At 59.8% G+C, this 15824-nt stretch carries 11 protein-coding genes; 2 read left to right on the top strand and 9 right to left on the bottom strand.

The window, feature by feature from the left end; genetic code table 11:
* Positions 1-35 precede the first annotated feature (35 nt).
* From KP699_RS06370 to KP699_RS06330, 9 genes are all read right to left on the bottom strand, one after another.
* Positions 36-1709 (bottom strand): glycosyltransferase family 4 protein, encoded by a 1674-nt coding sequence (locus tag KP699_RS06370; RefSeq protein ID WP_215762013.1) that lies wholly within the window; start codon positions 1707-1709, stop codon positions 36-38.
* 17 nt (positions 1710-1726) lie between these two features.
* Entirely contained in the window at positions 1727-6730 is a 5004-nt protein-coding gene (locus KP699_RS06365) for an AIDA repeat-containing protein (RefSeq protein ID WP_215762012.1), read from the bottom strand.
* Between the two features lie 546 nt (positions 6731-7276).
* Entirely contained in the window at positions 7277-8932 is a 1656-nt protein-coding gene (locus tag KP699_RS06360; RefSeq protein ID WP_086654797.1) for a phospholipase C, read from the bottom strand.
* Between the two features lie 384 nt (positions 8933-9316).
* Positions 9317-9766, bottom strand: a complete 450-nt coding sequence (locus tag KP699_RS06355) for a hypothetical protein (protein WP_215762011.1) — start codon at positions 9764-9766, stop codon at positions 9317-9319.
* Positions 9756-10355, bottom strand: a complete 600-nt coding sequence (locus KP699_RS06350) for a prepilin-type N-terminal cleavage/methylation domain-containing protein (RefSeq protein WP_215762010.1) — start codon at positions 10353-10355, stop codon at positions 9756-9758. The genes KP699_RS06355 and KP699_RS06350 overlap by 11 nt, the downstream gene beginning before the upstream one ends.
* Before the next feature lie 8 nt (positions 10356-10363).
* Complete coding sequence (locus tag KP699_RS06345) at positions 10364-10762, bottom strand: prepilin-type N-terminal cleavage/methylation domain-containing protein (RefSeq protein ID WP_215762009.1); 399 nt, start codon at positions 10760-10762, stop codon at positions 10364-10366.
* Complete coding sequence (locus KP699_RS06340; protein ID WP_215762008.1) at positions 10752-11183, bottom strand: GspH/FimT family pseudopilin; 432 nt, start codon at positions 11181-11183, stop codon at positions 10752-10754. The genes KP699_RS06345 and KP699_RS06340 overlap by 11 nt, the downstream gene beginning before the upstream one ends.
* Positions 11167-12408, bottom strand: a complete 1242-nt coding sequence (locus KP699_RS06335) for a type II secretion system F family protein (protein WP_215762007.1) — start codon at positions 12406-12408, stop codon at positions 11167-11169. The genes KP699_RS06340 and KP699_RS06335 overlap by 17 nt, the downstream gene beginning before the upstream one ends.
* Complete coding sequence (locus KP699_RS06330; RefSeq protein ID WP_215762006.1) at positions 12405-14174, bottom strand: GspE/PulE family protein; 1770 nt, start codon at positions 14172-14174, stop codon at positions 12405-12407. Before KP699_RS06330 ends, KP699_RS06335 begins: the two co-directional genes overlap by 4 nt.
* A gap of 41 nt (positions 14175-14215) precedes the next feature.
* Between KP699_RS06330 and KP699_RS06325 the strand changes: the two genes are divergently transcribed.
* On the top strand, positions 14216-15001 hold the full coding sequence (locus tag KP699_RS06325) for an A24 family peptidase (protein WP_252346833.1): 786 nt from the start codon (positions 14216-14218) through the stop codon (positions 14999-15001).
* Between the two features lie 216 nt (positions 15002-15217).
* Positions 15218-15823 carry a type II secretion system protein GspM gene (gene gspM, locus KP699_RS06320; RefSeq protein WP_215762005.1) on the top strand — a complete coding sequence of 202 codons (606 nt, stop codon included), beginning with the start codon at positions 15218-15220 and terminating at the stop codon, positions 15821-15823.
* Position 15824 lies beyond the last annotated feature (1 nt).

Raw genomic sequence — 15824 nt, 5'->3', positions numbered from 1 at the left:
ACTGAGAGAGTTTCTGCAAGGAATCCGCTGCGTCTTTAAGCCGGCTGTTCCGCAATTTTTCTTTTCTGTGCAGCCATTTTAATCGCTGCGTGCAGGGCATCCGTGGTTGTTTTTTCGCTAAATGTCGCCGCGACGTATGCCTGCACTTTCTCGCTCAGAGACTGGCAGCGCTCCGGGTCTGCATACAATCTGAGAATGCAGGTCTTCAGTCCTTTTTCATCTTTCGTCGCCAGCGAGGCCAGCGCACGGGGCAGCTTCAGCCCTTCCGCCGCGGTCTGCGTCATCACGCAGGGAACACCGGCGGCAAAGCTTTCCAGCACTTTGCCTTTAATTCCGGCTCCAAATCTCAAGGGGGCGACAGTCAGACGCACGCGGCCCAGAACCTCTTTATCCAGATCCTCCACATGCCCCACAACGCGCACACCTTCGGGCCAGCACAGATGCGGAGGCAGATGCGCCCCCACCAGCCAGACAGTCAGGTCTGGAGATTTGGCGCGTAACTCTGGCAAAATCGTCTCAACAAACCAGCGCGCTCCATCAAGATTGGGCGCGTGAGCGTAATTTCCGATAAAAGCAATATCTCGCCGTTTTTTAAAATCTTTTACCGGAGATCGGACAGGAATAGCCCACGGGACACAGGCAATGCGCGCCTGCGGCACAGCCTTGCTCAGCCATGCTTCTTCCTCCGGTGAGTGGGTCAGCACTCCGTCCGCCTGCCAGGCCGCCGTACATTCCTGCAAACGGACAGACCGGCTGAGCGCAAGCAGTTCTGGCCGTTTTTCAAGCACACCCTGCCCGTTCAGCCGCTGATGGTGCAGGTCCGCAACACTATACAGCACTGTCGCGCCGGGCTGATAATGCCGGGCCAGAGCCAGATAGCGTGTCGCGACACCAATACGATGCAGATACACCACGTCAAACGCTCCCGCCTGACGGCGTAAGAGATCCTCGACAGACGTGTAATGTGGGGCATGCCAGACAGTCAGCCCCTCCTGCTCCAGAGGCATGCAGGCGGACCTGTCTGGGTCCATATCACTGGCCGCAACAAAACTGACGTTATAGCCAAGTTCTTTCAGGCTTCTGGCATGCGATAAAATAGCCTGTGCCCCTGCATCACGACCCGAGACCGGCAGGTTTTCATCAATAATCAGGGCACGGGGCGTTCTGGTTTTCTGCGGGATGGCCGGGCCATAACGGCGCGCGAGGCGGCTGTAACGCTCCCTCTGCTCCTGCCCGCTTTCCGTCCGGGCATGGGAGGCAAGGAGTTTGTCTGCAACATCAGCCAGAAAGGCCAGAATATCTTCTCGTTCGGTATTTGTTTGCGCACCCTGTGCAACCTGACGCACAAGACGCTGCAAGTCTTCATCTAACGCTCTGGCAGCTTCAATCACCACCGGAGACCCACTCAGTTCAGAGCCATCACTTTCCCGGCGAACCTGAATAACATGGCGCTCATGCACAGGCAGGGACGCCGGAATAAGCAGGTCAAACCCGCACCGGACCTCACTAAACCCCGCCCGCGCAACATCGGGCCGGGCCTGATTGGCAATAACCCGTGCAACAGGTTTCCCGTTATCCAGGATTTGCAGGGCGACTGGCTCTCCCCCGGCTTCAGGCTGCGCCCAGCCTGCAATACGGGTCCGTGTCGCTAAATCCAGATATCCCGGCAACACCGAGCGGTGTGCCGGGACAATATAAGGTGCTTTCATGCCTGTCCGGCTTTACGTCAGGCCACAGCGCGAGACGCGGGAACAACGTCCACCACTGTGAAAGACAGATTTGCACTCTGCTCCTCCGTCAGACCGCCAAGCAGATCGACTTCAAAAGCATGGAAACCGTCACCCTTGCCTGCGGCTTTCAGGTCCGCACGATACTGGTCTGCCATGGCATAGCAGAGCACCACACCACTGGCAGAGATTTTCAGACGCAGTTTGCCATCCGGCTGTGCAGGGTCCCAGCCCCAGCCTGAAATACGACTGCGGCTCACTTTATCCACATAAAGCTCAGCGGACGCCGTGGCAGGCTGTTCTGCAGGAGCAAGATAGCGGCGGACAATTTCCAGCGCCTCACCATCTTCCACACGCGGCGCGCAATAGCGCGGAGCCGCCGGTTCTGCATCCGGGTAAAGCTCCGCAAATTCATGCGCGTTATGGAACATGCCGCGGCTGCCATCATCTACAAAAGTCTCAGACGGTGCTCCTTCTGCATAAATAATGTCGTGCGTTTCCAGTTCTATGTGGATGTATTCAATAACGCTGACATTTTCTGCCTGCGTGATGGTCTGCCCGTTTACCAGCGCATGAGCCGGAACCAGCACGCCGAGCAGGAACATGGCATGCAGCGGGGAGATCACCAGATCCCGCCTCGGCAGGCCGTTTCCAAGCGCACCTGCAGCAATTCTGACCGGCATAATATCGGTGCGTCCGGCAGCAAAACGACCATCATACGCCCGGCGGCCAATCCAGCGGATCGGGCGCAGAGCGCCATCACGCGTGACAAGACGATCGCCAATTTCCAGCGTTTCAACAGGACGTTCCCCTGTTTCCGTCTGGATTAACGTGCCGGGGCAATAGCATGGCGTGCCTTCTTCCAGCGTCAGAAGCGTGCCGCCGTGCCCATCATCTGAAAGAACGAAGAAGTCATTGCTGTAATCACCTTCCAGCGTTGCAATGGCGCTGGTGCCCGTTCCGCTGGAAAGATCAAGAATATGGCCTGCATCAATACTGGCCGTGTTGCTGCTGTCATAAGCCAGCCAGCCAAGATCCAGAGAACCGCCAGCACTCAGATGCACACCAGCCAGAGAACCACCGGACTGAACCTGCACGCTGCCACCACTGCTGACAACCATGCCGGAAATGCTTGCTGTGGACGTAACTGAAAGAGCCGCCCCACTTTCCACCGTGGCATCCGACAACGTTCCCGAAACTTCAATCTGCCCACCGCTGTGCACCGTCACGCCTGAAGCCGTGCTCCCGGCTTCCACCGTCAGTGTGCCACCGTTGTTGACGGTAGTGCTGGAAGCTGTAGCGCCTTCCACCAGATCCAGTTCGCCACCAATAACAGTCGTATCGGTCGCGGAGGCACCGGTAAAAATCGTCGTCTTGCCGCCCTGCTGGACTGTCCCGCTGGCAACGCCACCCTGCTGCACCTGAAGAGATGCGCCGTCCTGCACAACCGTGCCAACGGCCGTTGCACCGGAGCCCGCATAGAGCGTCGCAGAGTTCGTCAGGGTTGTAGCGGACGCCACGGCCCCGTCTGTCAGATCAAGGATGCCCGCACTGCTGACCTGTGTGCCGCTCGCCGTACCGCCTGCATCGACTTCCAGATACCCGCCGGACCCGACAGAGGCCGACACTGCAGACCCGCCCTCTTCCACAAACAGGCTGCCGCCGTCCGTGAGGCTGGCTGCGGAAGCGACGCCCCTGGAATAAACATCAACTTCACCACCGGAAACCGTTGCACCGGACAGAGTGCCGGAGACAGACACCAGGCCGCCCGTGTTCACCGTTGTGCCGGACGCTGTCGCACCAGAGGACACAGTCAGCGTGCCGCTGCCAGCCACCGTGGTGTTCGTCGCGGTGGCGCTCTCAAAGAGTTCCAGTTCACCACCGTTCACCGTGGCGTCGACTGCGGAAGCCCCGGCAAAGATCGTCGTCTTGCCGCCCTGCTGAACCGTCCCGCTGGCAACACCGCCCTGCTGCACCTGAAGAGATGCGCCATCCTGCACAACCGTGCCAACCGCTGTTGCACCGGAGCCGGCATAGAGCGTCGCAGAGTTCGTCAGGGTTGTAGCGGACGCAACCGCTCCGTCCGTCAGATCAAGGATGCCAGCACTGCTGACCTGTGTGCCGCTTGCTGTCCCGCCTGCATCCACTTCCAGATATCCGCCAGACTCGACAGACGCGGATACCGCAGACCCGCCCTCTTCTACAAACAGGCTGCCACCGTCCGTCAGGCTCGCGGCAGAAACCAAACCACCGGAATACACATCCACTTCACCGCCTGAGACTGTTGCGCCAGACAGATTACCGGAGACAGACACCAGACCGCCGGTATTGACCGTTGTGTTCGTTAACGTGCCACTCTCGACCACATCGAGTTCACCACCATTAACAGTCGTATCGATCGCGGAAGCCCCGGCAAAGATGGTCGTCTTGCCGCCCTGCTGAACCGTTCCGCTGGCAACACCGCCCTGCTGCACCTGAAGAGATGCGCCATCCTGCACAACCGTGCCAATGGCTGTTGCACCAGACCCGGCATAGAGCGTGGCAGAGTTCATCAGGGTTGTGCCAGACGCTACGGCCCCGTCTGTCAGATCAAGGATGCCAGCACTGCTGACCTGCGTGCCACTTGCCGTGCCGCCTGCATCCACTTCCAGATACCCGCCGGAGCCGACAGACGCGGACACCGCAGAGCCACCCTCTTCGACAAACAGGCTACCGCCGTCCGTCAGGCTGGCTGCGGAAGCCACGCCCCCGGAATAGACATCAACTTCACCGCCGGAAACCGTTGCACCAGACAGAGTGCCAGACACGGAGACCAGACCGCCGATGTTGACCGTTGTGTTCGTTAACGTGCCACTCTCGACCACATCGAGTTCACCACCATTAACCGTCGTATCGGTCGCGGAGGCCCCGGCAAAAATTGTCGTCTTACCGCCCTGCTGCACCGTCCCGCTGGCAACGCCACCCTGCTGCACCTGAAGAGACGCACCATCCTGCACAACCGTGCCAACCGTTGTCGCGCCGGAGCCAGCATAGAGCGTGGCAGAGTTCGTCAGCGTCGTGCCAGAGGCCACGGCCCCGTCTGTCAGATCAAGGATGCCCGCACTGCTGACCTGTGTGCCGCTTGCAGTACCGCCTGCATCCACTTCCAGATATCCGCCGGACCCAACAGACGCGGACACTGCAGAGCCGCCCTCTTCCACAAACAGGCTGCCGCCATCCGTCAGACTGGCTGCGGAAGCGACGCCCCCGGAATACACATCGACTTCACCACCGGAACCCGTTGCACCGGACAGAGTGCCGGAGACAGACACCAGACCGCCGGTGTTGACTGTTGTGTTCGTTAACGTGCCACTTTCGACCACATCGAGTTCGCCACCATTGACCGTGGTGTCGGTCGCGGAAGCCCCCGCAAAGATTGTTGTCTTGCCGCCCTGCTGCACCGTTCCGCTGGCAACACCGCCCTGCTGCACCTGAAGAGATGCGCCATCCTGCACAACCGTGCCAACCGCTGTTGCACCGGAGCCGGCATAGAGCGTCGCAGAGTTCGTCAGGGTTGTGCCAGACGCTACGGCCCCGTCTGTCAGATCAAGGATGCCAGCACTGCTGACCTGTGTGTCGCTTGCTGTCCCGCCTGCATCCACTTCCAGATATCCGCCAGACCCGACAAAGGCCGACACCGCAGAGCCGCCCTCTTCGACAAACAGGCTGCCGCCATCCGTCAGACTGGCTGCGGAAGCGACGCCCCCGGAATACACATCGACTTCACCACCGGAAACCGTTGCACCGGACAGAGTGCCGGAGACAGACACCAGACCGCCGGTGTTGACTGTTGTGTTCGTTAACGTGCCACTTTCGACCACATCGAGTTCGCCACCATTGACCGTGGTGTCGGTCGCGGAAGCCCCCGCAAAGATCGTCGTCTTGCCGCCCTGCTGCACCGTTCCGCTGGCAACGCCACCCTGCTGCACCTGAAGAGATGCGCCATCCTGCACAACCGTGCCAACAGCTGTCGCACCGGAGCCAGCATAGAGCGTCGCAGAGTTCGTCAGGGTTGTAGCGGACGCAACCGCTCCGTCTGTCAGATCAAGAATGCCCGCACTGCTGACCTGTGTGCCGCTTGCCGTCCCGCCTGCATCCACTTCCAGATATCCGCCAGACCCGACAGACGCGGATACCGCAGACCCGCCCTCTTCCACAAACAGGCTGCCGCCGTCCGTCAGGCTGGCTGCGGAAGCCACACCACCGGAATAGACATCAACTTCACCGCCGGAGACCGTTGCGCCGGAGAGAGTGCCAGAGACGGAAACCAGACCCCCGGTGTTGATTGTCGCGCCGGATGCCGCCGCGCCGGAGGATACAGTCAGCGTGCCGCTGCCAGCCACCGTGGTGTTCGTCGCGGTGGCGCTCTCAAACAGTTCCAGTTCACCACCGTTGACCGTGGTGTCGGCTGCGGAAGCCCCCGCAAAGATTGTTGTCTTGCCGCCCTGCTGGACCGTCCCGCTGGCAACGCCGCCCTGCTGCACCTGAAGAGATGCGCCATCCTGCACAACCGTGCCAGCGGCCGTGGCACCAGACCCGGCATAGAGCGTGGCAGAGTTCGTCAGAGTTGTGCCAGAGGCCACGGCCCCGTCTGCCAGATCAAGGATGCCCGCGCTGCTGACCTGTGTGCTACTTGCCGTGCCGCCTGCGTCCACTTCCAGATATCCGCCGGAACCGACAGAAGCCGACACCACAGAGCCACCCTCTTCCGCAAACAGGCTGCCACCATCTGTCAGGCTGGCTGCGGAAGCGACGCCACCGGAATAAACATCGACTTCACCACCGGAAACCGTTGCACCGGACAGAGAGCCTGAGAGAGACACCAGACCGCCGGTGTTGACTGTAACAAAAGACGAGCTGACGCCAGCCGAAATCTCGAGGGTTTCTCCGTTGTTCACAACCGCACCGGACTGCGCGGCTGTATCGGTTTCCGTCTGTGTGGACCGTGACGTAACGTTATCCATGCTCTTTTCTTTCGATACCGGGTGCGAGGCCATGCGGCGCAGGGGAAAAACGGGACAAAGTCTGGTAGGCGCAGTCGAGATAGCGACCCTTTCGGGAGCCGTATAAAAATCAGATCACATCAGATTTTCAAAAATTCTGAATTTGTAAAAATTATTTGATAGTGCCCTTTGAAATGCGAAAAATTTTTCCTTCCAGCAGCACAAAGCTGGCAGCAACGTCCGAGGCAAAAAATCTTGTCACCATAAAGAAAAAACTCTTCTGTTTATCGGCTTAGATAGCGCTCTCAGACACACTCAAGCCGCCACCTTCACACGAAAGGCACATTTTTCTGCCGGAACTTCTAAAAGGATTTGCGGCGAATTGGTGTGACGTTTCCATGACGTCTTTATGAAAACGGAACGCTTTAAAAACAGGCCGTTCCAGGCACTCAGCCCCGAACAAAAAAAGCAACCGACGCCAGAGAGTGCGCCGGTTGCTTCAAAAATCTGATCTAAAATCTAAGAATGTCGCCTTATAGCATTCCGGCTACATCCTGAAGCGGCTCTTTAGTTGCTGATTGTATCGGTCAGCACGCTGCCCGTTGCCGGGTCAAGCAGAAGCTGGCCGGAACGCTGATGCGTGAAGTCAAACAGATCTTCAATGCTGCCAGATGTTTCGTCAAAAGACCCGCCGCCCAGACGCGCACCGTTCAGCCAGTTATCTTCAATGAAGCGCACAACAGAGGCTTCCGTGGAGAGCGTGTGGCTGACAGAGTTTGCCTTGGCATACGGAGAGATCACGATAAAGGGCAGACGTGTGCCCGGACCGCAACGCCCGTTAACCGGCTGACCGCTGACACCCAGAGGCTGGCTGCCGGTCGTGCCGCAAACGCCGCTCCCGTTCACCTGATCCGCTGTCGCATCAAAAGACCCATGCTGCGGGGCAACATACTGGTGATCATACCAACCGTCAGAGTCATCATACGCGATAATGACAGCCGTGCTGCTCCATTCCGGCTGCTGCTGGATGAAGTTGACGAGCTTTACAACACCAGCCTGTTCGTCCAGCGGGTCAGAATACCCGGCATGACCGTCCTGATAAGCAGGCATTTTGATGTAAGACACTGCCGGGAAATTCCCAGACTTCAGTGAGGCATAGAAGTCGTTCAGATCGTACTGATGGTTGGCAGGCTCAACCGCCGTAGAATTTGCAACCGTGCTGTAGCCCACTGCCGCCATGGAAGAGGGGCGTGTGTGCTGCGGGTTGGACGTTGTCGCGAAATACTGGAACCAGTTGTGATGCGGAATGTAGTCCGTCACATCCTGAGAGACGACATCAGAATAGGTGCGGCGCTGGCAGCCTGTGGTGCCATCGCTGTTGGCACTTGTCAGGTCAAACCCGCCCATGAACCCACCCCAGGGGATGTTTTTGGTGTTGAGCAGATCACCAATGTTCTTTGCGTTCAGCAGCACGGCGTTTGATTTGGAGGAGCAGACGTCATACGCCGGGTCCACGTCATTGATCATCGTGTAACCGCCCTGACCATCCGCAATGATGGAAGAGGACGTTTTGGACCCCACGATGGACTGCACACCATTTGTCTGGCCGCTGACAACTTCCAGAGCACCCGGCGTGGAGGGACCGTACGTGTCCGTATAGTTATTGTCGCTCATGGCAAAATGCTGAGCGTAATTCCAGTATGCGGTAACCGTGTTCCCGTCATAATAGCCGAGAACCTGACCTGCCGTACCAAAAGCGCCAACGCCACCAGAGGTGCCGCGACCTGTGTATTTGGGGAACAGATCCATTGCGCCGTTATGCGTTGCCTGCTGTTCCGGCGTGTAGGCGTGGTTCTGGTCAGCGGTAGCAGCCTGTGTGCGGTCCAGACGGAACGGCAGAGCGGCGGCGCTGCCGTTTGCGCTGCTGCTGTTAGGGTTCTGGTCCAGCAGGTTGGCATTCTGCAGGTTGTTGACCTGCGGCGTGCCTGCGGCTGCCGTAAAGGCGGGTTCGCCACTCGGGTTTGCAGCCTTGGGGTAGGTTGCAAAATAGTGATCGAACGAGATGTTTTCCTGATAAATCACCACGAGATGCTTGATGGGCGTTTTGGTGGCGAAGCTGGATGCCGGCAGATGCACGGACCGGGAGGCCCGGATACCGGCAGCGTTGCTCATGGCAGGCAGAGAAATAGACAGCGAAAGAAGAGCCGACAATGCGACTTTCATGGGCCTGGCGAACACCGTTAGGTCACCTTTCGTATTGTACCGCCTCCGTTCAGGACCCGCCGCACCATGAAAATACCGGCACCCGATAAAGGAGGCCGGTCTGGACACTGATGGCTGCGAAACCCTCTAACAGAGCGCATAATTGCTAAACCACCCGCTCAATAGCCTTTGTTTTCAAGTTGATGTGTGACTGTTTCATGAAGAACTTATGACAACGGAACAATTGCTTCCGCGTAAATAAGAATGGCTCTTAAAATCTCTCACCTACTCTCAGAAATTTGAGAACAAGGGACCAGTAAGGCGTAGGATTGATTCGGAAAATCTCATGAAAAATTAAAGATCTTCATAAATATTACTAATTTGCCATATAACGCCTTGCTTAACTTATTCTGCCGCCTCAGGCGCCGGGGAATGATCGGCCATTTCCGTATCCAGATGATGCTGAAAATCCGGCCGCTGGACAATTTGCTGGCCGCCACGCTCCAGCGTGACCGACTCCCGTGTCACAGCAACAACTCTCCAGCCCGCAACACTTTCCCCCTGCCGCACCAGATGCCCGGCAGAATTCTCCGCTCCCCGGAACAAAGCGCCGTGCTGCCCGGCGGAATGAACAATACCAGTCAGCACCGGCAAAGACTCAGCCTGTGCGGCCGTCGCATCCGGCCGCCTGTCCGGCGCAAATAGCGGCCGACCCAGCACCGTTTTCACCGCATCGTCCGATGCAGCCCTTTCTGCCGGGGGCGCAGAAGCCGAGAAAGCCGGAAGCGTGCAGGCCCACACACTTTGCAAAACCCCTATTCCCACCATTACCCGTGTCCCATAGTTACGGCTCATCAGCAGTTCCATCTGTTCTGAACGGTTTGATTATTATCTCAGGCCAGAGCGTGCCACGCTCTGGCACCACCCTCACCCCAAACAGCACCGGGGCCGTGCCGCTCCATGTGGTGTGCCAGCTCGCCGGAGACCCTCCCCAGTACCGTACGTGCAGGGCGGAAACGGCACTTGCCAGAATTTCTTCATGCGGGCGTTCCTCCGGCGCACAGCCGGGCCGATGATGGATCTGCCAGCGCAAAACCAGTTGCTTCTTACGGTCCACACCCAGACCAATGCTCACCTCATGCTCCTTGCCGTCAGGCAGGCGGGTCAGCGTGGTCAGAGCCAGCCTGTCCTCAGCCCCTGTTACGGCGCCTTCATCTGGCGTAACAGCCGCCAGCAGCTTGCGAAGCGTCGCGTCTGTTTCCACGCGTTCCGCAATCCGGTCCTCCTCGGCATGCTGACGTGCCCAGCCACGCAACCCGAAAGTGACACCCCCGGACAGCATGAGAAACAGCAATCCCAGAAGCGCTGTGACCACAAGCATTTCCAGAAGGGTAAACCCGGCCTGTGCACCATTTTTTCCGCAGGCAAAACGACTGGTCTGCATGAACATTTTCATGGAGCAACAGGCGGCCCAAACCGTCGCCCTGTCAGATGCACACGTGCACCGCCGCCCCACAGCACCTCAACATCCACCGCATAAAAGGCCAGCGGTGCACCATTGCCGGATGGAAGCGTTGCGATCTGCCTTGTTTCCATCAGCCAGCGATAACCGTCCGGATCAGCGCCCTCCTGCCGCCCGATAACGGGGCGCGTCAGCACCAGCGCACTCTCCAGCCGGGAGCGGGCACGGGCCAGAGCATCCTCGCGGGAGCCGGAACGGGCCGCACTCTCCAGAGAGCCGCCCAGTATAACGGCCAGCACCGCCAGCCCTGCCGCGGCAATGGCAAGGGCGACAATCACTTCCAGCAGGGTGAAGCCCTGCTCTGCAACGGGAGACCTTTCAGACGTCATGCATCACAATCCTTCCCGTCAAAGGGCTGACGGACACACTGAGCCTGCGGGTTCCCACCTGCAAAACCCAGGAAACAGCCGTGCCGAGCCCATCGGGCTGAAAAACAAGAGGGATGGGTGCTACAAGAACCGCCTCTTTCGGCAAAGACACCTTTCTAAGAACCATTTTTCCGGAAAGTTCGAGAAGCTGGCTGTGCGCCGCATCAAGCCGGACCGTAATCGCAGCCCCTTTCGTCATGGCATCCAGACGCGCGGTACGCAGGGTGGACAGCAACGCCTCACGCGCCTGCAGAAAGGAGGCCAGCGTGCTATGCACCGGGCCACGCTCCAGCATCAGGGAGAGAAAAAGTCCGGCAATCGCCAGAACAATAATCATCTCCAGCAGCGTAAACCCCTGCTCCTGCTTAATGCGCAAGGTCATTCAGCCCCAGCATGGCTAGCAACAACGCTGAGACAATACCCGCCACCACAGCCCCCATCACAACGGTAATGGCAGGTACCAGCAATGCAACCATACGCTGTAATCCTACCCGCACCGCGTCCTCATGCAACTCCGCAGCACGCAGGCACAGGGGGCCGAGCTGGGCTGTTTCCTCACCTAGACGCATCAGATGGATAGCCCGCGGCGGGAACAGGCCCGCGCTCTCCAGCGGGCGGGACAGACCGCCCCCCTCCCGCGCCACAAGAGCTGCCTCTGCCACAGCCTGTGCTCCGGCGCGGTTGCCAATAACGTCCTCACTGATTTTCAAGGCACTCAGCAGAGACACGCCATTTTGCAAGAGGGTTCCAAGCGTGCGGGTAAGCCGCGCCGCCATGATATTCCGTGACAGCGCACCAACCACCGGCAGCCGGAGCAAAGTCTGGTCAAACCGCAGGCGGAACGCAGGCAGTGCCAGCAAAGCGCGCAAAACAAAGACGGCGGCAACACAACCAAGCAGCAGAACCAGCCCCCAGCGGGTCAGAAAATCTCCGGCGGCAATCACACATCGCGTCAAAAACGGAAGCTGCGCCCCGGCCTCCGCAAATAGCGGGACAAATTGCGGCAGAACCCCGGTCAGCAGCAACACAACCGAGCCAATGGACGCGACAACCAAAATGGCCGGGTAAATCAGCGCGGACTGGATGGCGGTTGTGAGTTTGCGCTCCCGCTCCATCAGCGTGGCCAGCCGGTCCAGCGCTTCTCCCAGCGCGCCCCCGGCCTCCCCGGCTTTCACCAGATTGATATAAAGCGGCGTAAAACTTTCAGCCCGCGTGGACAGCGCGGACGCAAATGACCCTCCATTCCGCATGGCGTCTCGCAATTCTACCAGCACCGCGCGGGCACGGAGGCCAGAACGCCCGGTCTCTGGCAGGGTCTCGATCAGAAAACGCAAGGCGCGGTCCAGATCCAGCCCCGCCCCCAGCATGAGCGCCAGCTCCCGCGTGATATCCGTAACCTGCGCGCGCCTCAGACCTGTGCGCCGCAGGGAAAATGAAATTTGGAGCCCTGCCAGACGCCCACGGTCAGACTGTGGCATAACACGCACGGGTGTCAGGCCATTACGCCGCAGATCCGCCACCACATGCGCTTCATCCGGCCCCTGCGCCTGCCCGCGCTGGAGCTGACCGTCTGCCGTGAGCGCACGATAATGCCAGGTGGTGCTCACGCGTCAGAGGCTCCGGATACTGGAACCGGGGCGGACGGGACTTCGGTCTCGGCGCGGATAATCCGCATGACTTCCTCAACCGTCGTTTCTCCCTCACAGGCGGCATCGATCCCGGCCTGAAAAAGGGTCTTCATCCCCTCGTCCGCGGCCTGACGCTCAATGGCCGTGTGATCAGCCCGCGCAAGGATTAGCCGGACAATAGCAGGCGACGGCACCAGATATTCCGCAATGGCAATACGCCCGCGATATCCGGTGTGGCGGCACTCCGGACACCCGACCGCCTGCCAGAGTGATGCGGCCTGATCCGGTTGAATACCCAGCCGTTGGCCCACGGCCGGGTCAAGCTCAATCGGAGCGCGGCAGCTATGGCAGAGCCTGCGTACCAGCCGCTGGGCCAGAACGCCCCGCAGCACGGCTGTTTGCAGATAATCCTCCAGCCCCATATCCCTCAGGCGGGTAATAGCGGCGGCGGCTGAATTGGTATGCAGTGTGGAAAGCACCAGATGGCCGGTCAGAGCCGCCTGTGCAGCAATCTGGGCAGTTTCCAGATCGCGGATTTCTCCCACCATAATCACGTCCGGGTCCTGCCGCAGAATGGCCCGCAGGAGTGTTGCAAAGGTCAGGCCGATCTGCGGGCGGATCTGAATCTGATTGATACCGGCAAGCTGATATTCAATTGGGTCTTCAATCGTCACGACCTTGCGCTCGGTCACATTCAACTGCGCCAGCCCCGTATACAGCGTGGTGGTTTTGCCGCTGCCCGTCGGGCCAGTCACCAGCATAATGCCGTTCGGCTCCTCCAGCGCTGCACGGAACTGCGCTGTTACAGCCGGAGAAAGACCAAGCCGCCCATACTCAAATTTAACAGAACCCCGGTCCAGCACACGCATGACCACGGATTCCCCATGCAATGCCGGAATGGTGGAAACACGGAAATCCACCGAGCGCCCCCGCACCGCCAGTTTGATACGGCCATCCTGCGGCAGACGACGTTCGGCAATGTCCAGTCGCGCCATGATCTTGATGCGGGAGATAACGGCGGCAATCAGCCGTGCAGGCTGGCTGTCCATTTCATGCAGCACGCCATCATACCGGAAGCGGACCCCCAGCCGATCCTCAAAAGGTTCAAAATGGATATCTGAGGCGTGTGTCTCCACCGCCCGGAAGATAATCTGGTTCACCAGCCGGATGACCGGCGCTTCACTTGCCAGATCTTTCAGGCGGTCCGCATCCTCTTCAAGCGGGTCCCCCTCCGCGCCTCCCTCCTCTGCGTCCGCCCCCTCAGTCTCCGCTGCTTCCGGGTAAAGGCGGCTTAAAGCAGCTTCCAGATCCACCGGCAGAGCCGCCATCGGACGCACTGGCAGAGCAACGGCCAGAGAGACCGCCTGCACAACAAAATCATCCAGCGGGTCCGCCATTGCCAGTGGCAGCACGCCCCCTTCACACGGCAGAGGCACGGCAGACGCCTGCCGCAAAAACGGAGCACTCAGTATGTCTGGCAGAACCGGTTCTTCCAGCGCGGCCAGTGCAGCGGCAGAGACAACGGGCCAGCCCGTCAGTGTGGCATAGGCGGCGGCCAGTGCGGCCTCGCTTACCAGCCCGAGCTGAAGGAGTATGGTCGCCAGAGCCTGCCGGTTTTCCGTCGCAACCCGCCGCGCCCGGTCCAGCACAGCCGCATCACACGTACCGGCCTGCATCAGAGCGCCCGCAAGCCGCGCCTCTGCCTGCACACGCGTTCCGGGAGCAGGAAGAATAGAAAAGCTCATACCACGCAGACCTTTTTCTGAGATCCGGACAGGCCCGGTGCTTGCAGGCCCGCGGAACCTCCGGCACAACACACGGCATGCGCTTCCTTCTTCTGGCTCTCGCGCCGTTTATTGGCAGCTTTCTGGGCGTTCTCATTCGTCGGCTGCCACGCGGGGAGCCGGTTGGCATGGACCGCTCCCGCTGCGAGGTGTGCCACCATACGCTTGGCCCGGCGGAACTGATCCCTCTGCTCAGCTACGCGGTTCAGCGAGGACGCTGCCGTGCGTGCGGCGCGCGTATTGACCTGTTTCATCCGGCTATTGAACTCGCGGCAACAGTGGTCGCTGCTCTGGCGCTCATGCTCGCAGACCCTGCCTCCCCGTTCGTATACGGGACTGTCCTGCTGGGCTGGGTCCTGCTGGCATTAAGCTGGATAGATTTTGAAACCTTCCTGCTGCCAGACGCCCTCACCCTGCCCCTGCTGCTGGGCGGCATTGTGGAAGGATGCGTGCTCGCGGATGGCCCTTCTCTGTTGAGCCGGGTCACAGGGGCGCTGGCCGGATGGGCGCTGCTGAGTGCAGTCTCCGCCCTATATAAAGCGGTACGCGGCAGAGCAGGACTGGGCGGGGGAGATGCCAAACTCCTCGCGGCAGGCGGAGCATGGGTGGGGCTTGAGGCGCTGCCCTCCGTCCTGCTCGGCGCGTCCGTCTGCGGTTTCATCCTTGCCCTCATTCTGGCGGCGCGGGGCCGGCACCTTCACGCCAGAATGATGCTGCCTTTCGGCCCGTGTCTGGCTCTCTCACTCTGGATAACGCGCCTGATGCAGCACGTATGGGGCTGGTTATAAGAGAACGCTTTCCGGGCGACCAGATCAGCATCCTCCGCACCCGGAACGTTTCATCAAACTGTCACAACTTCCCCCTCGCCACCCGGAAGACGGGGGTGGTAAGCACCCTCACGGTTTTCCCCTGTTGCTGCGCGCAAGGCATGAGCACGCCATGAGCCTCCTGTTGACCCCTCTTCTGAGCCCGGCTGCCCTCAGCCTGTCTGGCAGGCACTGCGCGTGACAGACGCACGCCTTCCAGCAGGCCTGAGCGGACAGATCCTTGCCTGTAGCGTGACGTTTGCGGGGCTGGCCTGCGTTGCCATGACAGGCCTTTCGCTGCTCTCACTCTATCAGAACCGGGCCGCAGCCCTTGAAGACCAGCGCACAGTCCTCAGCCACACAGAGCAGCTTATCCGCCAGATCCCTGACCTCAAACGCCGCTATCAGGAACGCCATAGCTCAGCCTCCAGCGCGCACATCCTGCTGGCAGGCCAGAGTGATTCCGAAGCAGCCGCCAACCTTGTCCAGACAGTGCAGGCACTGGCCGCACAGCACCAGATTGAGATCGCCAGTCAGGAAACCATACCGCCACACACCATGGGGCATTTCCGCGCCATTGGCGTCCGCATTGCGCTGACGGGCAACTGGGCCGCCTTTGTCGCGCTGCTTGATGATCTTGACCACGCACAACCCCGCCTGCTGGTTGAAGATCTGGAAATCCAGCGCGCCCGCACTGTCACTGAAGCCACACGCGGACATACCAGCGCCGTAGACGCAACGCTTTCCATCACGGGTTACAGGGCCGATCTCGGCACGCCCGCTCAAACCGCTCCGACACCCTGAG

It is taken from the genome of Acetobacter sp. P1H12_c (assembly GCF_018811975.1).
Classification (GTDB): Bacteria; Pseudomonadota; Alphaproteobacteria; order Acetobacterales; family Acetobacteraceae; genus Acetobacter; species Acetobacter persici.
This window is presented reverse-complemented; position numbering and strand designations above follow the sequence as displayed.